This window comes from Sphingobium sp. TomTYG75 (assembly GCF_054771635.1).
Genome location: NZ_BSRE01000002.1, coordinates 51,431 through 70,046 on the forward strand (window position 1 = coordinate 51,431; position 18,616 = coordinate 70,046).

The 18,616-nt window shown below is 62.9% G+C and carries 17 protein-coding genes; 11 read left to right on the top strand and 6 right to left on the bottom strand.

The window, feature by feature from the left end:
• The first annotated feature begins 5 nt into the window (after window positions 1-5).
• Genes ACYU81_RS14020 through ACYU81_RS14045 form a run of 6 tightly spaced genes read left to right on the top strand, consistent with a single transcriptional unit; the run spans window position 6 to window position 6,638 of the window.
• The gene (locus ACYU81_RS14020) at window positions 6-419 is read left to right on the top strand and encodes an ectoine synthase (protein ID WP_449469213.1); all 414 of its coding nucleotides are present in this window, start codon (window positions 6-8) and stop codon (window positions 417-419) included.
• Window positions 420-443: 24 nt separating this feature from the next.
• On the top strand, window positions 444-1,364 hold the full coding sequence (gene thpD / locus ACYU81_RS14025) for an ectoine hydroxylase (RefSeq protein WP_460988238.1): 921 nt from the start codon (window positions 444-446) through the stop codon (window positions 1,362-1,364).
• The gene (locus ACYU81_RS14030) at window positions 1,361-2,800 is read left to right on the top strand and encodes an aspartate kinase (protein WP_460988239.1); all 1,440 of its coding nucleotides are present in this window, start codon (window positions 1,361-1,363) and stop codon (window positions 2,798-2,800) included. Before thpD ends, ACYU81_RS14030 begins: the two co-directional genes overlap by 4 nt.
• Window positions 2,801-2,821: 21 nt before the next feature.
• Window positions 2,822-4,060 carry an MFS transporter gene (locus ACYU81_RS14035; RefSeq protein WP_460988240.1) on the top strand — a complete coding sequence of 413 codons (1,239 nt, stop codon included), beginning with the start codon at window positions 2,822-2,824 and terminating at the stop codon, window positions 4,058-4,060.
• Window positions 4,057-5,394 (top strand): MFS transporter, encoded by a 1,338-nt coding sequence (locus ACYU81_RS14040; RefSeq protein WP_460988241.1) that lies wholly within the window; start codon window positions 4,057-4,059, stop codon window positions 5,392-5,394. Before ACYU81_RS14035 ends, ACYU81_RS14040 begins: the two co-directional genes overlap by 4 nt.
• On the top strand, window positions 5,391-6,638 hold the full coding sequence (locus tag ACYU81_RS14045; RefSeq protein ID WP_460988242.1) for a mechanosensitive ion channel family protein: 1,248 nt from the start codon (window positions 5,391-5,393) through the stop codon (window positions 6,636-6,638). Before ACYU81_RS14040 ends, ACYU81_RS14045 begins: the two co-directional genes overlap by 4 nt.
• Here the strand turns inward: ACYU81_RS14045 and ACYU81_RS14050 are convergent.
• The gene (locus tag ACYU81_RS14050) at window positions 6,635-8,083 is read right to left on the bottom strand and encodes a L,D-transpeptidase family protein (RefSeq protein WP_460988243.1); all 1,449 of its coding nucleotides are present in this window, start codon (window positions 8,081-8,083) and stop codon (window positions 6,635-6,637) included. The genes ACYU81_RS14045 and ACYU81_RS14050 overlap by 4 nt on opposite strands.
• Before the next feature lie 313 nt (window positions 8,084-8,396).
• Here ACYU81_RS14050 and ACYU81_RS14055 point away from each other — a divergent pair, with 313 nt between their 5' ends.
• Genes ACYU81_RS14055 through ACYU81_RS14070 form a run of 4 tightly spaced genes read left to right on the top strand, consistent with a single transcriptional unit; the run spans window position 8,397 to window position 13,838 of the window.
• Window positions 8,397-8,906, top strand: a complete 510-nt coding sequence (locus tag ACYU81_RS14055) for a DUF421 domain-containing protein (RefSeq protein WP_449469202.1) — start codon at window positions 8,397-8,399, stop codon at window positions 8,904-8,906.
• Entirely contained in the window at window positions 8,903-10,312 is a 1,410-nt protein-coding gene (locus ACYU81_RS14060) for a DUF2254 domain-containing protein (protein ID WP_460988244.1), read from the top strand. The genes ACYU81_RS14055 and ACYU81_RS14060 overlap by 4 nt, the downstream gene beginning before the upstream one ends.
• A complete protein-coding gene (locus ACYU81_RS14065; protein WP_460988245.1) occupies window positions 10,309-11,424 on the top strand; it encodes an AI-2E family transporter in 1,116 nt (371 codons plus the stop codon). Before ACYU81_RS14060 ends, ACYU81_RS14065 begins: the two co-directional genes overlap by 4 nt.
• Before the next feature lie 23 nt (window positions 11,425-11,447).
• A complete protein-coding gene (locus ACYU81_RS14070; protein WP_460988246.1) occupies window positions 11,448-13,838 on the top strand; it encodes a membrane-bound PQQ-dependent dehydrogenase, glucose/quinate/shikimate family in 2,391 nt (796 codons plus the stop codon).
• A 32-nt stretch (window positions 13,839-13,870) separates the two neighbouring features.
• Here the strand turns inward: ACYU81_RS14070 and ACYU81_RS14075 are convergent, their stop codons facing one another.
• The 3 genes from ACYU81_RS14075 to ACYU81_RS14085 all read right to left on the bottom strand — a co-directional run bounded on the left by ACYU81_RS14075 (window position 13,871) and on the right by ACYU81_RS14085 (window position 16,123).
• On the bottom strand, window positions 13,871-14,011 hold the full coding sequence (locus ACYU81_RS14075; RefSeq protein ID WP_460988247.1) for a cation transporter dimerization domain-containing protein: 141 nt from the start codon (window positions 14,009-14,011) through the stop codon (window positions 13,871-13,873).
• Window positions 13,965-14,675, bottom strand: a complete 711-nt coding sequence (locus ACYU81_RS14080; protein WP_460988248.1) for a cation diffusion facilitator family transporter — start codon at window positions 14,673-14,675, stop codon at window positions 13,965-13,967. Before ACYU81_RS14080 ends, ACYU81_RS14075 begins: the two co-directional genes overlap by 47 nt.
• A gap of 128 nt (window positions 14,676-14,803) precedes the next feature.
• Window positions 14,804-16,123 carry an SLC13 family permease gene (locus ACYU81_RS14085; protein ID WP_460988249.1) on the bottom strand — a complete coding sequence of 440 codons (1,320 nt, stop codon included), beginning with the start codon at window positions 16,121-16,123 and terminating at the stop codon, window positions 14,804-14,806.
• Window positions 16,124-16,232: 109 nt separating this feature from the next.
• Here ACYU81_RS14085 and ACYU81_RS14090 point away from each other — a divergent pair, with 109 nt between their 5' ends.
• Entirely contained in the window at window positions 16,233-17,090 is an 858-nt protein-coding gene (locus ACYU81_RS14090) for a hypothetical protein (RefSeq protein ID WP_460988250.1), read from the top strand.
• 58 nt (window positions 17,091-17,148) lie between these two features.
• Here the strand turns inward: ACYU81_RS14090 and ACYU81_RS14095 are convergent, their stop codons facing one another.
• A complete protein-coding gene (locus ACYU81_RS14095; RefSeq protein ID WP_460988251.1) occupies window positions 17,149-17,886 on the bottom strand; it encodes a hypothetical protein in 738 nt (245 codons plus the stop codon).
• 73 nt (window positions 17,887-17,959) lie between these two features.
• Window positions 17,960-18,415, bottom strand: coding sequence for a response regulator (locus ACYU81_RS14100; protein WP_460988252.1), 456 nt, complete (start codon window positions 18,413-18,415; stop codon window positions 17,960-17,962).
• Window positions 18,416-18,616: the final 201 nt, after the last annotated feature.

Below are 18,616 nucleotides of genomic sequence, written 5' to 3' on the forward strand. Positions count from 1 at the left end.
ATATCATGATTGTTCGCAAACTTCAGGACATCCGTAAGTCCGACAGGAACGTGAAGTCGGAACAGTGGGAAAGCGCACGCTTGCTGCTGAAGGACGATGATATGGGATTCTCGTTCCACATCACGACCATGTATGCTGGCGAAGAAATCCACATGCACTACCAGAACCATCTGGAAGCGGTACTGGTGCTGAAAGGCAATGGCACGATCGAGGATCTGGGCACCGGCATCACGCATCAGCTGGCGTCGGGCGTCATGTATGCGCTCAATGCCCATGACAAGCATATCGTGCGGCCCGACACCGATATCCTTTGCGCCTGCGTCTTTAATCCGCCGGTGACGGGTAAGGAAGTGCATGACGAAAACGGCGCCTATCCAGCCGAGGCGGAGATGGTCCGCGAGGCCGCTCTTAGCAATTGAACCTGACAAATAGGGGGAAGTCCCTTGCAAGACATCTACCCATCCCGCCATGCGAAGACGGCGGAGTTTTTGCCGCGCCTAGACCCGGTCGTTCACAGCGACTGGAACGAGGACGCGCCCATCAGCAAAGCCCAAGCCGCGCAGTTCGATCGCGACGGCTATCTGGTGTTGGAAGACCTATTTTCCGAAGGCGAGGTCGCCTTCCTCCAGCGCGAAGCTGGCAAGCTGTTGTCAGACCCTGACGCGCTGGAAGAAGAGACAGTCATCAGCGAACCGGGCAGCCGGGAAATTCGTTCTATCTTTCGCATTCACGCGCAGAGTCCAGTTGTCGCGCGGCTCGCGGCCGACCAACGGCTGGCCGATGTCGCGCGCTTCCTATTGGGCGACCAGGTCTATATTCACCAGTCGCGCCTCAACTATAAGCCCGGATTTCAGGGCAAGGAATTCTACTGGCACAGCGATTTCGAGACCTGGCATGTCGAGGATGGGATGCCGCGCATGCGGGCGCTGTCCATGTCGGTGCTGCTGGCGGAAAATACCGCTCACAATGGGCCGCTGATGCTGATCCCCGGATCGCATCGCCGCTTCCTGACCTGTGTCGGGCAAACGCCCGAGGATCATTACCGCATGTCGTTGAGGCGTCAGGAATATGGCGTGCCGGACGAGGATAGCCTGGCCGAGCTGGCGCATAAGCATGGCATTGTCGCACCGACGGGCAAACCGGGGTCGGTCGTGATATTCGATTGCAACATCATGCATGGGTCGAACGGCAACATCACGCCCTTCCCCCGCGCCAACGCCTTTCTGGTCTATAATGCCGTCAGCAACCGGCTAGGCACGCCCTTTGGCGTCGACAAGCCGCGCCCGGAGTTCATCGCGACGCGCGGCGAGCCACAGCCAATCGTGCCCGAAACAGGTCCGCTGGCCGAGGAGACCCTGATATGAACCGCCATAGCGTCGAGAAGATCGGCGGCACGTCAATGGCCGAGACGGCCACGCTGTTCGACAATGTCCTGATCGGAGGCCGAAAGGGCGCGGATCTTTATAATCGCATCTTCGTCGTGTCCGCCTATGCCGGGATGACCGACCTGCTGCTGGAGCATAAGAAAAGCGGCCAGCCGGGCGTCTATGGCCGCTTCGTCGCGGACGAAGGCGTCGACGGATGGCGCGAGGCGATGGAAGCGGTGCGAACCGCTATGCAATCGCGTAATGCGCAGATGTTCGCGCGGGCGGACAGCCGACGCGAAGCCGATGCCTTCGTCGATATGCGGATCGATGCCGCGGCGGCCTGTCTGAACGATCTAGCGCGGCTGCGCAGCCATGGGCGCTTCTGTGTCAAGGAGCAGCTGGCGACCGTGCGCGAAATGCTAGCGGGGCTGGGCGAGGCGCATAGCGCCCACAGCACCGCCCTGTTGCTGCGCGACCGCGGCGTCGATGCCGCCTTCGTGGACCTGACGCCGTGGCACCAGCAGAACATGCAGAAGCTGGACGAGCGGATCGTGGAGGCGTTGGAGCCCATCGACCTGTCTTCAACCATGCCGATCGTCACTGGCTATGCGGGATGCAGCGAAGGCATGGTGCGCCGTTACGCTCGAGGCTATTCGGAAATGACCTTCTCGCGGATCGCGGTGCTGACCAGGGCGCGCGAGGCGATCATCCACAAGGAATTTCACCTGTCGAGCGCCGATCCGAAGCTGGTCGGAACAGACAAGGCGCGCAAGATCGGGCGCACCAATTATGACGTCGCCGATCAGCTCGCCAATCTGGGCATGGAGGCCATCCATCCGGGCGCCGGGCGCGGGCTACGCCAGACCAATATTCCGTTGCGCGTGCGCAATACGTTCGACCGGGAAGATGGCGGGACGCTGATCTGCGGCGATTATGTGTCCGAAAGTCCAAGGGTCGAGATCGTGACCGGCGTTCGTCATGCGCAGGCCCTCCAGTTCTTCGAACAGGACATGGTGGGCGTGAAGGGCTATGACGCCGCCATATTGGAGGCGCTGACACGGCATCACGCATGGATCGTCAGCAAATCGTCCAACGCCAATACCATCACCCATTATCTGTCGGCTGCTGCGGCGACGGTGAAGCGGGTGATCGACGATCTCCAGATACGCTATCCGGATGCGTCAATCTCCGCCCATCCGGTGGCGATGGTGTCGGTGATCGGGAGCGACATATCCCGGCCTGCGCTGGTCGCCGATGCGTTGCGCGCGCTGGCCGATGAAGGCGTTGGGGTCATCGCGATGCAGCACCAGATCCGAAATGTCGATGTGCAGTTCATCGTCGATGTCGGGCATTATGATGCTGCCGTCCGGGCGCTGCACAGCGCTTTGGTCGAACGCGAAGAGATGGCGGCGACGGGGAAGCGCGCCGCCTGATCGGCGGCTGATCGACCTGTCATGCTATTGGCCATTCAACCCGTACGCAGCCTGTTGCTGTCCATCTTCATGCTGATGGCGGGCAGCGGATTTCTGGCGACCCTGATCAGCCTGCGGCTCAATCGGGCGGGCAGTGGCACGATGACCATAGGCATCGTCGCCACTGCCTATTTCGGCGGGCTGATCATCGGGTCGCTGCGCGCGGGCGGTATCGTGCGGCGCGTGGGGCATATCCGCGCCTTTGCCGCTTTCGTCGCGCTGCTGTCGGCCAGCACATTATCCTATGCGCTGTGGACGCAGCCGCTGTTCTGGATGCTGCTGCGGCTGATCGATGGCATTTGCGTCGCGGGTGTGTTCGTGTGCCTGGAAAGCTGGCTCAACGACCGGGCCGAGCCGGAGATGCGTGGCAGCGTGCTGGCGGCTTACATGGTCGCCCTCTATTCAGGGCAGGCGATCGGGCAATTGCTGTTGGGGGCGAGCGGGTCGCTGCCCGCCATTCCTTTCCAGATCGCGTCGATCCTGATTTCGCTGGCCATCATCCCGCTATGCCTGACGCGCAGTTCCGCGCCTGCGCCTGTGGAGGCAAGCGCCTTTTCACTCCGATCCTTGCTGGCGGCATCGCCGCTGGGCGCTTGGGGCGCAGTGGCGACGGGGCTGATGCTGGGCGCATTTTATGGGATGGCGGCGGTGCATGTGCGGCGGCTGGGGCTGGACCTTGCTGAAACCGCGCATTTCATGATGATCGTCATTCTGGGCGGCGTGGCGCTGCAATGGCCGCTGGGGCGCTTGTCCGACCGGCACGACCGGCGTCGGGTGATCGTCGGCAGCTTTGCGGTCGCGGCGTTGGTCAGTATCGCGCTGTCGCTGATCAGCGGCGGCGGCGTGCTGCTGATAAGCCTGGGCGCATTGTTCGGGGGCTTGAGCTTCGCGCTCTATCCGCTGTGTGTCGCGCATTGCAACGATCGGCTGCTGGAAACGGAGCGGGTGGCGGCGAGCGGGCGGCTGGTGCTGCTCTATTCGATCGGCGCGGCGCTGGGGCCAGTGCTGGCGGCGGGATTCATGACGGCGGCGGGCACCGGCGGGCTGTTCCTGTTCATCGCCTGCTGCGCGGGGGTCGCCATGATGGTCGGGCTATGGCGGCAGCGCGCGTCCGAACCGGTGCCGGACATGTATCAGCAGGAGTTCCAGATCGTACCGCGCACTACACCCATGGCCGCGCTGCTGGACCCCAACAGCGTCGATGAAGGACAAACCACATGACCGCCATTTCCGCCACCGCCGCAGCCGATCCCGCGCCAAGCCAGGACGCCACGCTGCGCCGCGCGATTGCCGCGTCCGCCATGGGCAACGCGACCGAGTGGTTCGATTATGGTATCTATGCCTACGGCGTGGCCTATATCTCGGCCGCGTTATTTCCCGGCAGCACGGAGGAAGCGGTGCTGTTCGCGCTGGCGACGTTCGCCATTTCCTTTCTCGTGCGCCCATTGGGCGGGCTGTTCTGGGGGCCGCTGGGCGATCGGCTGGGGCGCAAGTCGGTGCTGGCGCTGACCATCTTGCTGATGTCGGGAGCGACGCTCTGTGTGGGGCTGATCCCGGATCATGCGACGATCGGCTTCTGGGCGCCCCTGCTGCTGATCCTGTTGCGCATGGTGCAGGGATTTTCGACCGGCGGCGAATATGGCGGGGCGGCGACCTTCATGGCGGAATATGCGCCCGATGATCGGCGCGGATTCTATGGCAGCTTTCTGGAGTTCGGGACGCTGGCGGGGTTCTCGCTGGGCGCGGCTTTGATGCTGGGTTTCTCGCTGATGCTGGGGGATGCGGCGATGCATGCGTGGGGATGGCGCGTGCCTTTCCTTGTGGCGGCGCCGATGGGGCTGGTCGGCATGTACCTGCGCTCGAAGATGGAGGACACGCCCGTTTTCCGCGCGGCGGCGGCGCTGCATGACAGCGGGCCGCCCTCCCCCGGCCTGTCGCTGCTGATGCGGCGGCACTGGCGGCCGATGCTGGTGGTCGGCGGGCTGGTGGTCGCGCTCAACGTCGTCAACTACACGCTGCTCAGCTACATGCCGACCTATTTGCAGCGGCGCATCGGACTGTCGAATGACGAAGCGTTGATCGTGCCGATCATCGGCATGCTGCTGATGATGCTGTTCCTGCCCTTTGCCGGCGCGCTGTCGGACAGGGTTGGGCGGCGGGTGATGTGGCGGGTGTCGCTGGTCGGGCTGCTGATCGCGGTGGTGCCGCTCTACATGCTGATGGCAACGGGGCTGGCGGGAGCGATCGCGGGCTTCGTCCTCTTGGGGCTCCTTTACGTGCCGCAGCTGGCGACGATTTCGGCGACCTTTCCGGCGCTGTTCCCGACACAGGTGCGCTTTGCGGGCTTCGCCATCGCCTATAATCTCGCGACCAGCATCTTTGGCGGGACGGCGCCCGCGATCGGCAGCGGTCTGATCAGCTACACCGGCAATGAGCTGATGCCGGCCTTCTACATGATCGCAGCCTGCATCGTCGGGCTGATCGCGCTGCGCTTCATGCCCGAGACGGCTGGCAGATCCCTTTATGACGATCCCTTCGCGGAGAAGCAGGCTTGATTACCCACCTTCCGGTTTCCAACGACAGCATCTCGACCTTGACGCGCGGCTATGTGAACGAGCCGTGGATGCAGAGCGGGCTGGCGCTGCTGCTGCTCGGCATAGTCGCATGGGCGGCCAACTGGGTGGCCAAGCGCATCGTGCTGCGGCTACTGCTCCGCCTGCTCCATCACCTGCCCTTCCGTATTGAGGGGAAACATATCGGCGCGATCGTCGCGCGGCTGTCGAACATCGTCCCCGCGCTGGTGATACAGGTCGGCATTGGCACTGTTCCGCATCTGCCTGCGCAAGCCGTCACATTCGTCCGCAGCCTGTCCACCGCCTTCATCATCCTGACCATCGCGATCGCGCTCAGCGGCTTCCTGACGCTGCTCAATGACCTGTATCAGCGCCGCCCGAACGCCGCCAACCGGCCGATCAAGGGCTATGTGCAGTTGGGCAAGCTGCTGCTCTACGGCGCGGCGGCGATCCTGATCATCGCCGCATTGATGGACCAGTCTCCGCTGCTGCTGCTGTCGGGCCTGGGCGCGATGGCCGCGGTGCTGATGCTGGTGTTCAAGGACACGATCCTGTCGCTGGTGGCGTCGGTCCAGATCGGTTCCAACGACATGGTGCGCGTCGGCGACTGGATAGAGATGCCGCAGTTCAACGCGGATGGCGACGTGATCGACATCGCGCTGCACACGGTAAAGATCCAGAATTTCGACAAGACGATCACGACGATCCCGACCCATCGACTGATTTCCGACAGCTTCCGTAACTGGCGCGGCATGTCGCAATCGGGCGGGCGACGCATCATGCGCTCGCTGATGATCGACCAGCGCAGCGTCCGTTTTCTGGATGACAGTGACATTGAGACGATGGCGCAATTCGCAGTGCTGCAACCCTATCTCGAAGCGAAGAGACAGGAGATCGAGCGCTGGAATAGCGAGCAGGGCGCGGACGGCACCGTCAATGGCCGACGATTGACCAATGTCGGCACTTTCCGTGCCTATGTGCTGGCCTATCTGCAATCCCGCAGCGACATCGCGCAGGACAAGACGTTGCTGGTGCGTCAGCTCGCGCCTAGCGAGAACGGCCTGCCGATGGAAATCTATGCCTTCGCCACCAGCACGGTCTGGGATGAATATGAAGGCATTCAAGGCGACATATTCGACCACCTGATCGCCATCCTGCCCGATTTCGACCTGCGACTGTTCCAGCGTCCGACCGGCGCCGACGTGACGGCATTGGCGACGGCCTAGGGGCCGATGTCGATCGCCTCTGGCTGTGACTTGCGGCCTGCGCCGGTGAAGCCCAGGCGCTGTGCGACTGCATCGTTCCAGCCATAGGGGTCCGCGCGGAAGGCGATGTCGCCCGAAGGCCTCATAAAGACATTGCGGTAGAGCAGGCGCACCGGAATCTCGCGCGGCAAGGCGACAAACTGCTCCTGCCCGGATTGACGCGCCGTCAGCCATTGATCGAGGACACCCTCATCGGACGCGAGCATCTCCGCAAAACCAAGCGCATCTTCGACCCGGACGCAGCCATGGCTGAGATGCCGTTCGCTCCTGTCGAACAGGGCGGGCGCGGACGTGTCGTGCAGATAGATGGCATGACCGTTGCGCATGTCGAACTTCACCTGCCCCAGCGCATTGTCCGGCCCTGGCTGCTGGACGATCCAGCCGCCGCGCAGAACCATGTTGTTGCGCTGGAGATAGGCGGCATCCACATGCGCCAGCTCCGTGTTCTGGATGGATTTCGGCACGGTCCATGTCGGATTGGCGACCAGCCGGAATATCGGCGAGCCGAGCAAGGGTGTCGGCCGGTCGGGGCGGCCCGCAACCACTTTGCGCTGATCCACGACTACGCCATCACGGATATATTGCATGCGCGCGGCCGCGATGTTGACATCGATACGCGTCGCTGGCTGCGACCGGGGCATCCAGCGCCGCCGCTCCATCGCAACGGCAAGCGCGCGTGCACGGTCCGGTGCCCGCAGATTGAGGACGCTGAATGTGTCAGGGCCGATAATGCCATCTGCCGCTATGCCGTAGTCCTCCTGAAGGCGCTTGACCGCGCTTTCCATCGAGAAGGTGTAGAGCGCACCTTCATCGACAGTTGCCGGGCGCGACCCCGCGCCGACCCGGGACAGGAGATAGTCATTGTCCGCAAGCTGCGCCGCGATGGCAGGGATTCGAGCGTCCCGGTCGCCGACATGGATGAGCCCATCGTCGGGCAAAGGCTTGCGTGCATCTTCCAGCGCTTTGGCGGAATATTCGCGATAGGCCGTCGACAGCCGGCGATACTCGTCGGTCTGGGGCGCTAGGCTGGCGAGCCAAGCGCCAACTCCCTCTTCCTTCATGGCCCCTGCCAGTCCAGCGGGCACATCTGCCGCTGGCCTGGGCAAGGTGTAGATTTCGCGCAGGGAGGCGGGATTGACGACGCCGCGCGCGAGCGCCGATGCATAGGCGAGCGCAAGTCGGGTGAGCTTCAGTTCACGCTGGAGCGCGCTGTCGGACGCGGACGGCCGCGCGCCAAAGTTAATTTGATCAAGGCCATGTTGCGATCGCCGATCCAAAGCGCTGAGCAGTTCCTGTTCGGCCGTAAGTGACCAGCATGCGCGCCACCCCGCCACTTCATAGAAGCGACGGACATTTTCATCCCGGGCGGCGGCGCGCAGTTCCTCGCCCAACGCGGCAACGTCCATGGCCGTCGCGGAGGGGGGCTGGACAGCTGACAGCGCCGGACGATGTGGCAGACCGCTGGCGGAAATCGCGACAAAAGGCAGAAAGAAGGAGCGAAACTTCGAATTCCTCATTGTCGATGAACGGCTTGTCGACGATTTGGCTCCCTCCGCAGGCGGAACGAGCAGCCGCCTCCCCGGTTATAGAATCAACGGCGACAATGATGGCACCGGACGGCTTGGCCGGATACCGCGTTCCCCGCCCCGGAACGATGCGGTGGACCCACCTCCGTTTTCACGGCGGGATATCGCACCGGCGACGAGGGAAAGGACCGCTATGTTCTTCGATAATTGGTGTGGTCTCTGGCGAGTGATGCTGGTGGGCACCGCCGCCTATGCCGCGTTGGTCATCGTGCTCCGGTTCAGCGGCAAGCGGACGCTGGCAAAGCTGAACGCATTCGATCTTGTCGTGACCGTGGCGCTCGGATCGACGCTTGCGACGGTGCTGCTGACCAAGGACGTCGCGCTGTTCGAGGGAATGGTTGCCTTTGTCTTGCTGGCGCTACTGCAATTTCTCGTTGCCTGGAGTGCGTGCCGCTTCCGCATTGTCGCGCGGTTCGCCAAATCCGATCCCAGGATCCTTCTTGCTGATGGCCATATTCTGGAAGATGCTCTGCGCGAGGAGCGCATATCGCCGGACGAGGTGAAGGCGGCCGTTCGCGGCGCGGGGGTGGGCGACCTTTCGGATGTAGCCGCGGTCGTGCTGGAAACAGACGGCAGCCTGAGCGTCATCGCGCGCGATCGTGCCGGGGCACGAACCGCATGGCCGCAGGAGCGTGGGTCGTGAAGGCTCGTCTGCTCCGCTTGGCCGATATGCTGCGGCAAAGCTACTGGTTCCTGCCCTCCATCATGGCCTGCGGCGCGATATTGCTGGCAGGAGGCATGATCTGGCTGGACAGTTATGAAGGCTCGGTTTGGATGGACCGCTTCGCCTGGTTGCGCGCCTCGCGCCCGAGCGGGGCGCGGCAGCTTCTGTCGGCCATCGGCGGTTCGATGATTACCGTCGCGGGCACTGTATTTTCCGTGACGATCGCGGCGGTAGTCTATGCCTCCGGCCAATATGGACCCCGCTTGCTCAGCAACTTCATGCGGGACCGGGGTAATCAGGTCACGCTCGGCACCTTCATCGCCACCTTCCTCTACTGCCTCATCGTCCTGCGAACGGTGCGTTCGCCCGAGGAGTCCGGCGGCGTGGGCTTCGTGCCGAACATCGCCCTGCTGGTCGCGGTGCTGCTAGCGCTCTGCTCCATCGCCGTGCTGATCTTCTTCATCCATCACGTCCCCAGCAAGATCCACATCAACAATGTGATCGAGGATGTCGGGAAGCGCCTGCTTCGGGAGGTAGGCCATCGTTTCCCGCGCTTCCTGGGCGAACCCGCCGATCGGGGTCGTCACACAGGCGACACTATCGTGCCCGAACCCTTTCGGCAGGATGGCGAAGCGGAAGCGGCTGCGCCGGTGCGGCTGGTGACGGCGAGCCATACGGGCTATATCCAACTGGTCCGCGACGAGGACCTGCTCCAGCTGGCGTCGCGCCATGATCTGGTGCTCCGCCTGCGCTATCAGCCGGGGGATTTCGTGCATGCCGGGCGCGCGCTGATCCTCGTCTTCCCAGCGGAGCGTTGCGATGAAGAGGCCAGCCAGGCGTTGGCCGACGCCTTTGCCATCGGATCGCAGCGCACGGCCTTGCAGGACCTGCGCTTTCTGATCGACGAGCTGGTCGAAATCGCGGCGCGGGCCCTGTCGCCGGGCATCAACGACCCGTTCACCGCGATCACCTGCCTGGACTGGCTCGGCGCGGCCATGTCTGACCTGTCGGGACGCGAGATCCCCTTCCATCTACGGCAGGATGCCCACGGGGCGCTGCGCGTCATCGCCCACCCGCAGCGCTTTGGGGATTTTCTCGAACGGAGCTTCGGCTCTCTGGCGCAATATTGCGCAGGCGACCGGGTGGCGGCTCTCCATTTCCTGAGTTCGCTGGGCGAGGTGGCGGTCGCATGCGAGGACCGCGAAAGACTAGCGGCCGTCAGGACTCATATCGACAAAATCGCGAGGCTTGCCGGAAGCAAGCTGGATCGCCTGAACAGCCAGGTCGTGGCCGATCGCGCCAACCTTTTGCGCGACGCCCTGGCCAAGCCCGATCACCGGCGAAGACTGCGCGATGACTTCAGCTGGTTGGGCGGCGCGGCGTGACCGTGCCGGGGACGAGACTAAGCGCAGGCCGGTTGCTGTGGGTGATCGCGCTGATCCTGATCCTGGCGGCTTTGCGGGCAAGCTATGCCGTGACTATGCCGATCCTATTCGCGGCGATCATCGTTGCGGCGTTATGGCCGCTCAAACTGTGGCTGGACAAGCGACTGCCGAGCTGGCTGAGCTATACACTGACAGTTGCAACACTCGTCATCATCCTGACCGTATTCGTCGCGGCGGTCTATCTCTCACTTGGACAATTGATGAGCGTACTGGGCGCACAGTGGCCCAAGCTCGTGTCTCTCTATGATGCGGCAGCCGACAAGGCTCGGGATTGGGGTGTGACAGTTGACGCGCGGCTGCTCGATCAGCAGCGCATTGTTGCCTTCGCGCAGATGCTGGCGTCAAGCATCTACAGTTTCGTCACCTATGTAGGGTTCATCGGGCTGTTCGTGATTCTGGGACTGCCTGAAGTGGCTCGTATGCAGGACAAGATGCGGGCCGAGCTGGAGTTGGAGACGCGTGGCCAATTGCGTTCGACTATGATCTCCATATCCGAGCAGGTGAGGCGCTATTTCAGCACGACGCTGGCGACGAGCCTGCTGACAGGGGCGGCGTCGACCCTGTGGGCTCTGGCAACCGGGCTGGACCTTCCGATTGTCTGGGGTCTGCTCAATTTCCTGCTGAACTTCGTTCCCCGTCATCGGAAACATCATCGGCATCATTCCGCCGACACTCTATGCGGCGTTGCAATTTCACGGCATCGGCATGCCAGTCCTGGTGTTCGCAGGCTTTGTCGCGTTGCAGATCATCATCAGCAATTTCGTCTATCCGATCCTGCAGGGACGCCGCTTGTCGCTTTCGCCGCTCGTCATTGTCGTCGCCATGACCTTTTGGGGTCGGATGTGGGGCATCGCGGGGACGCTGATCGCCGTTCCCTTAACAACCTCAGTCGTCATCATATGCGATCATTTCGACAGGAGCCGGTGGGTCGCCAAGCTGCTTTCCGCCTGATCGTGCGGGGCGTGAACAGGGCTGCCGCAGAGCCGAGACAAAGGATAGTCTGGAGGGCAGCGACGGGAACATCGGACAGCCTTTCTCCGTTAGAGTGGTAGCTCCCACGATAAACGGATGTACCATGCTGAATGCTGCGTCGCCCGCCCGCGCCCGATCACAATGGGCTACCACAATCGTCGGATGCCTGATCGGCATGATCGGCCTTGCGCTTGCCATTGGCGGGGCATGGCTGCTGATCCTTGGCGGGTCGCCCTATTATCTGATCACGGGCGTGGCGATGATCGCCTCGGGCTGGCTGCTGTACAGCCGCCGAATGCTGGGCGCATGGCTCTATGTCGCGGTGGTCGCCGCAACGCTTGCCTGGGCTTTTTGGGAAGTCGGCGCAAACGGCTGGGCGCTCGTCCCCCGCGTGATCGCGCCGCTGATCTTGTTGGTCGCCGTTCTGCTCGTCATGCCGCTAATGTCATTTCGCGCGGATCGCTGGAAGCTGGCAGGCGGGGCGATTGCCGCCGTCATCCTCCTGACTGCCGTCACCGGCTTCACGCTGAGGGAGGTCAACGAACATGAGGTGCTGGCTGCCCTTCCCGCCGCATCCACCATGATGAGCGACCCGGCACTGCGACAAGCGGGTGCCGACTGGCCCGCTTACGGGGGATCTGAAAGCGCCCGGCGCTTCACGCCCCTGACGCAGATCACGCCCACTAATGTCTCCTCGCTGGAGCAAGTCTGGCTGACGCACACGCGCGACCTGCCGTCAAAGGCTGCTAAGGGGACCTATGGCGCGGAGAACACGCCGCTGAAGGTCGGCAACATGCTCTATGTCTGCACGCCCAAGAGCATCGTCGTCGCGCTCGATCCAGCCACCGGACATCAACGCTGGCGTTTTGATCCCCGCGTGCCCGATACGGCCATTCCCTACACCGCCGCCTGCCGGGGCGTCAGCTATTATGAGGTGCCCGGCGCGGCGGCGGGCCAGGCCTGCGGCAGAAGGATCATTTGGGGAACGCTGGACGCGCGCCTGTTCGCGATAGACGCGCAAACCGGAAGGCCATGCCAGGATTTCGGGTCGAACGGCCAAGTCGATACCAAGATCGGCATGGGCGAAACGCCAGCCGGCTATGTCTCGATCAACTCACCTCCGACCATCGTGCGCGGCGTCGTTGTGACGGGGCATCAGGTGCTGGACGGGCAGGATCGCTGGGCGCCTTCCGGGGTGATCCGGGGTTTCGATGCCGTGACGGGCAAGCTGCGCTGGGCATGGGACATGATGCATCCCGACTGGGATGGCTATCCCCCGCCGGGACAGACCTGGGCGCGCGGCACGCCCAACATGTGGACGATCGCAAGCGGCGACGAGCAACTGGGCCTTGTCTATCTGCCCATGGGCAATGCGGCCGCAGACTATTATAGCGGCCTGCGCCGTCCGCCGGAGAATTTCTATGCGACCTCGCTGGTGGCGCTCGACGTCGGCAGCGGCAAGCCGCGTTGGCGGTTCCAGGCCGTGCGCAAGGATGTGTGGGATTATGACTTTGGTGCGCAGGCGACGCTAGTCGATTATCGCGGCACACCCGCACTGGTCCTGCCAAGCAAGCAGGGCGACATCTACATCCTCGACCGCCGCACCGGAAAACCGCTGACGCCAGTGGGGGTGATGCGCGCGCCGGTCGGCGGCGTCGAGCCGGGGCAGCGCTCGCCGGTCCAGATCTATTCCGGCTGGCACACGCTGCGTAAACCGGATCTTACCGAACGCGACATGTGGGGCATGTCGCCGATCGACCAGATGATCTGCCGGATCCAGTTCCGCCAAGCGAGCTACAAGGGCTTCTACACGCCGCCCGAGAGCAACAGGCGGTCCATCCAATATCCAGGCTATAATGGCGGGACGGATTGGGGCGGCATTGCCGTCGATCCCCGGCGCGGCGTGATCGTTGCCAACTATAACGACATGCCAAACTATGTGCGTCTGGTGCCTCGCAAGGAGGCGAACAAAAAAGGATGGGCGCCGCGCCAGCAGGCGCGGGGCAAAATCGGCGGGGCGGAGGGAGCGGGCGATCCGCAGGCCCATACACCCTATGCGATCGACGTGAATGCTGGATGGCGGCTGAAATTCACCGGCATGCTATGCAAGCAGCCGCCCTATGGCGGCATTCGCGCGATTGACATGGCGAGCGGCCGGACGATTTGGGATCGGCCCTTTGGCACTGCACGAACAAATGGTCCTTTCGGCATACCCTCGATGCTGCCGATCACCATCGGCACGCCCAATAATGGCGGCGCAGTCGTGACCGCGAGCGGTCTCATTTTCATCGCTGCGGCGACTGACAACCTGATCCGCGCCATCGACCTCGCCACGGGCAGAACCCTTTGGCAACGGAAACTGCCTGCCGGAGGCCAGGCGACACCAATGGTTTACGAGGCGCGTGGGCGCGAATATCTCGTGATCTATGCGGGCGGCCACCATTTCATGGAGACGCCAGTGGGAGATTCTGTCATCGCTTATGCTCTTCCATAAGCTGAGGTCGGCACCGCCCAACAGCCTCTAGATCACCAGATCGGATTGCAGTGCGCAGGCTGCGGCATCATAACAAGATGCGCTGTGGGCGCAGTTTCGGTCGTACTCATTCCCCAGATGTGCAGGTCATGCACGGCTTCCACCCCCTGCAACTGCTGAAGCTCCTGAAGCACCTTCCCTGTATCGATTCCCGCCGGTGAGGCTGAGGCTCATGGCAGTGGCCTCGCGCAGCAGGCCCCAGGTCGTCCCGACTATGACCGCCACGATGATGAGGCTGACCACGGGGTCGAGCCAGTCCCAGCCGGTGAGACGAATAGTAAGCCCCGCGACGACAACGCCCGCCGAAACGGCCGCGTCCGCAGCCATGTGAAGGAAGGCGCCTTGAATGTTGATGTCGCCCTTCCGACCGGACATGAACAGCAGCGCCGTCGCGGCATTGATGGCGATGCCTATGCCCGCGACGATCATCACTATATTGCCTGCGACGGGTTGGGGATCGCCAAAGCGCTGAACGGCTTCGACGGCGATTGCCCCTGCCGCCAGCATTAGCAGGATGCCGTTCGCGAGCGCCGCGAGGATCGATGTGCCGGTCAACCCATAGGTGAACCGCCGGCCGGGCAATTTCCGCCCGAGAATGATCGCTGCCCATGCGATGCCAAGGCCCGCGACGTCACTCAGATTATGCCCAGCGTCCGCGAGCAAGGCGAGCGAGCGGCTGGCCAGACCATAGACGACCTCGGTAGCCACAAAGGCGATGTTGAGACAAATGCCAATCGCGAAAGCCCTGCCGAAGCTGCCGGGTGCATGGGCATGTCCACCTGCGCCAGACGAATGCACGTGTTCGCTCTAATCGTGCCGATGGGCATGAGCGTCAGCCATTCTCATCTCCCAGCAAGCTTGCTCATCAGAGGGAATGCAACGCCTCCGGTCTCGTTCCGCCTCCAACGCGCAGGTGCCGCTTCAGCCTAAAATGGGAAGAACCAGTGGATCGCGGTCACCGCCGCCGCCCAGGTGATGAGGTTGAGAGGAAGGCCGACCTTGGTGAAATCGAGATAGCTGTATCCCGCCATCTGATAGACCAGAACATTGGTCTGATAGCCAAAGGGCGTCGCAAAGGCCGCGCTGCCCGCCATCATCACCGCGACGAGGAATGGACGCGGGCTGACGCTGAGGCTTTCGGCCAGCGCAACGGCGACCGGCGTGACGAGCACGGCGACCGTTGCATTCGACAACAGCTCCGTCAGCACCAGCGTTGCCCCGTAGAGGAGGATCAGCGCGCCCAGCGGGCCGAACAGCCCTACCCTGCCGACTAGCGCATTGGTCGCAGCGGCGGCAAGCCCCGTCTGCTCGAGAGCGATGCCGATGACGACCATGCCCACAATCAGCATCAGTATTTCCGGCCGCAGCCCGCCATAGGCTTCCTCCGGCCGGATCACGCGCAGAAGGATCAGCAGTACCGCGCCCGCGAAGGCTGAGGCAGCGATCGGGGCGATGTCGAGAGCGGCAAGGGTGATGACGCCTACGAATATCGCCGTCGATGCCACAGCCTTGGTTGGCGCCAACGGCCGTTGTACGGCGAAATCTTCCGCGTCGCCAATCATGTCGCCAGCGAGATCAACATGACTGACGTGGTGCGGGAGTGCGGCCTCCACCCGCTCAAGCGATGCCGGCAGCGGCCTGGCCAGCAGCCGGCCGGAAAAGAAGAAGAGGTAAAGACCCCCGGCGGCAGCGACCACAAGACCGACGGGCGTGATCTCGAAGATCGAAAATGGCGGCTGCCCCGAAGATCGCGCCATGTCATCGACGAGGAGGTTGGTCGAGGTGCCGATCAGCGTACAGCAGCCGCCCAGCACCGCGACATAGGAAAGCGGCATGAGAAAGCGCTTGGGATCGAGCTTCAATGATTTCGCCACGTCTCGCACCACCGGCGCGGAAAGGACGACGATAGGCGTGTTGTTGAGAAAGCCAGATGCGCCGCCGCAAAGCACAATCAGCAGCCAGATCCCCAGCGCCCCGATGCGGCGGCATAGCGCCACCGCCTTCGCGATCAGCAGGTCGAGCAGACCGGACAGTTCCATCGCATGGGCAATGACGAACAGAGAAGCGAGAGCAATGATTGCAGGGCTTCCAAACGCGCCCTGGACCTCGCTCGGCCGCACAGCGCCTGTCAGCAGCAACAGCGCTGCCCCGGCTAGAGCGACTACATCGGCGCGCACCCTGTCCCAGATCAGTGCGGCGACCACGCCGCCGAGCACGAAAAGGGTGACAATTTGCTCAAGCGTCATGGGCTTCGGCTAGCATAAAGGGGCCGCCAAGGCAGGAAAAATGCAAAAAAGTTGGCGATTTGAAAGGCAAGGGGTCAATTTACCAGACGCCATATGGTAGCTCTGGTCCATGGCAGAACAGAATATCCGGTTGCGCATCCTGTCCCATCTGATTGCGGCTGGGGCAGGTGCCGCGCTGACCTTTGTCATCGTCGACCAGCAGGCCGCGCGTGAGACGGTCAAAAACAGGGAGTCCGCTCAGGCACCCAAAACTGTCGTCCAGGTGCCGAAGATCCCGGTCATCCCGACGACGCCGCCGCCGCTCGACCGGGCAGAGTTGTTGGCGGCCGCGGCCGCCGCAACGGATGCCGTGGCGAGTGGCGCCGCCCTGCCCCAGTCCAACGCAGCGCTCGTGGGACGATCATTCATCCTGCGCATGCCGTTCGGATGCGGTGGGGAGATGAGCGATGAGGAGAAACAGGAACGATGGGCGGGATGGACGTTCAACCCCAAGAGCCGGGCTTTAAAGCTGACAGTGCGCTCAGCCGAATTCGCCGAAGCGGAATGGGTTAAGCAGATCGCGGGTGAAATGACCTTTGATGCGGTCGAAGGCTTCTGGATAGGGCGCCCATGGACAAGCGCGGATCGGTGTGGGTCGGGCGGCAATGCATCGTCCAATGTCGTTCTGAGTGAGCCGAACCAGCAGCTGGCGATCGCCCAATTCTACTCCCCGGAAGGATCACGCACCTTGCGGCGCGGTGATCGGCCCTACTCCTCCACCGTTAAACTGGACGAAGGCCAATCCCCCTCCCCCGCCGGTTATCAGGTTCAGCTGGAAGGCAAGTTGTCCGGCTTCCCTGATGGGCAGCCGGTCCATTGCGTACAGCAGGATTCAGCCGTCGCCCCGCGCTGCCTCATCGCAGTGCAGTTTACGCGCGTCGCCTTCTTCGCTCCCGGTCAGGACAACGCCATCGTCGAGTGGCGCTGAGTTAAGACGTAGCGCGCCACCAGTGTGCAGGGCTGAGGCGCGCGTCCTCAGGCGGCCGTCAACCCGCCTTGGAGCTCTGCGCCAGAACCTGAGCGGAGGGCCTGTTGGCCGCGTCCACCGTGCCGTCCGCTATCATCGCCTTCGACATGGTCGCCGCTTCAGCCTTGAGTGCGGCATCCTCGCTGGTCTGGCTGGCGCCGATAAGCGCGGCGAGCAGCAGGTTGCGGTTTACCGCATTGGTCTGTTCAGCGACCGCCTTGCGGGCCAGGGGAACAGCTTCGGCATAGAGCGGCGCGGCTCCTGCCTTGTCCTGCTTGCCCAGCTTGAAATTGGCCGTTTGGATGAGGATCCCGGTCAGCACGCCCCTGCTCTGCGCGTCGGTGGGCTTGGCCTGCACAACCTGCCGCCAGTAAGGCAAGCTCTCTTCATAGAGCGGCGCGACAGCGTCCAGTTTCTGAAGGGCGGCATTAGCCGCCGCCGCTGCGTAGAGCGCATTGGCGAGGAAATTGACATTCTCGATCTTGCCGGGCTGGGTCTTGACCGCATCACGGATCGCCGGAAGCGCCGCCTCATATTTCCCAAGAGCGGTCGCATTGTCGCCCTTTTGCTGCGCCTGCTGGCCCGCGGTGAAGTCCGTTACCCCCTTGTTGAAGGCAGCAATCTGCGCCTGGCTGAGCGCGGGCGCGGGCGTCGCAGCCGGGGTTGCGGCAGGAGCTTGCGCGGCGGGGGCGGTTTCCTGGGCGGCGGCCGGCAAAGCGGCGGTAAGGAAGAGGGTGGTGAGGAAAGCCTTATGCATTGTTCTTCTCCGGGTGTGTAGGCCGTTCACGGGTTTCAACTCCGACCCGCGACCACGGTTGCTTTAAGAAGTGTCAGGTCGCGAACAGGGTGATCGGCTCCGAAGGCGGGAAAATGGCGTCGATGATTTTCGATGCCAGAGCGTCCAGATGGTAGGGTTTTGGCAAGACTGGTCCAAACTGCCGCAGGTCGTCGGGAAGCTCTTGGCCTCCCAATCCGCCGGACGTGATCAATATTCGAGTGCTGGGCCAACGACTGCTGACCTGCCGCGCCAGATCGAACCCGTCCTGCTGGCCCGGCATGTTCACGTCCGTGAACAACAGATCGACCAGGCCATCCAGCCGATGAAGGATGCCGAGCGCCTCTTCAACGTCCTGTGCGGCAAAGACGGTAAATTCCTGATCGATCAGGAATTCGCACACATTCATGCTGACCAGAGCCTCGTCTTCGACGACGAGGATGATAACGGGCCTTGGGAAGCGGGGCCTGCCAGTCAGTCCTGCCATTTCGAACCGTCCGTGCGGTTTCATGCCATCCCCACGGTGTTCGAGCAGCGGCTGTGGGGTGCGGTATCCCCGAGCCAGGATCGGAAGGATGAGAGTTGAGGTTGAGCAGAAAGTGGCGGCAGGAAATTCATTCGTCTCATCGGGTCCGCTAGCCCAGGCATTTCATCTGACCTATCTAAGCACCCGCAGCGGTGAGCGTTATTATAGCTTTTATATGCATGGACC

Coding starts and splice junctions, on each gene's coding strand:
- ACYU81_RS14070 (WP_460988246.1), top strand. CDS start 11,448: ATGCTGAATGCTGCGTCGCCCGCCCGCGCCCGATCACAATGGGCTACC.
- ACYU81_RS14100 (WP_460988252.1), bottom strand. CDS start 18,415: ATGAAACCGCACGGACGGTTCGAAATGGCAGGACTGACTGGCAGGCCC.
- ACYU81_RS14030 (WP_460988239.1), top strand. CDS start 1,361: ATGAACCGCCATAGCGTCGAGAAGATCGGCGGCACGTCAATGGCCGAG.
- ACYU81_RS14040 (WP_460988241.1), top strand. CDS start 4,057: ATGACCGCCATTTCCGCCACCGCCGCAGCCGATCCCGCGCCAAGCCAG.
- ACYU81_RS14090 (WP_460988250.1), top strand. CDS start 16,233: ATGGCAGAACAGAATATCCGGTTGCGCATCCTGTCCCATCTGATTGCG.
- ACYU81_RS14050 (WP_460988243.1), bottom strand. CDS start 8,083: ATGGACGTTGCCGCGTTGGGCGAGGAACTGCGCGCCGCCGCCCGGGAT.
- ACYU81_RS14095 (WP_460988251.1), bottom strand. CDS start 17,886: ATGCATAAGGCTTTCCTCACCACCCTCTTCCTTACCGCCGCTTTGCCG.
- ACYU81_RS14055 (WP_449469202.1), top strand. CDS start 8,397: ATGTTCTTCGATAATTGGTGTGGTCTCTGGCGAGTGATGCTGGTGGGC.
- ACYU81_RS14035 (WP_460988240.1), top strand. CDS start 2,822: ATGCTATTGGCCATTCAACCCGTACGCAGCCTGTTGCTGTCCATCTTC.
- ACYU81_RS14020 (WP_449469213.1), top strand. CDS start 6: ATGATTGTTCGCAAACTTCAGGACATCCGTAAGTCCGACAGGAACGTG.
- ACYU81_RS14085 (WP_460988249.1), bottom strand. CDS start 16,123: ATGACGCTTGAGCAAATTGTCACCCTTTTCGTGCTCGGCGGCGTGGTC.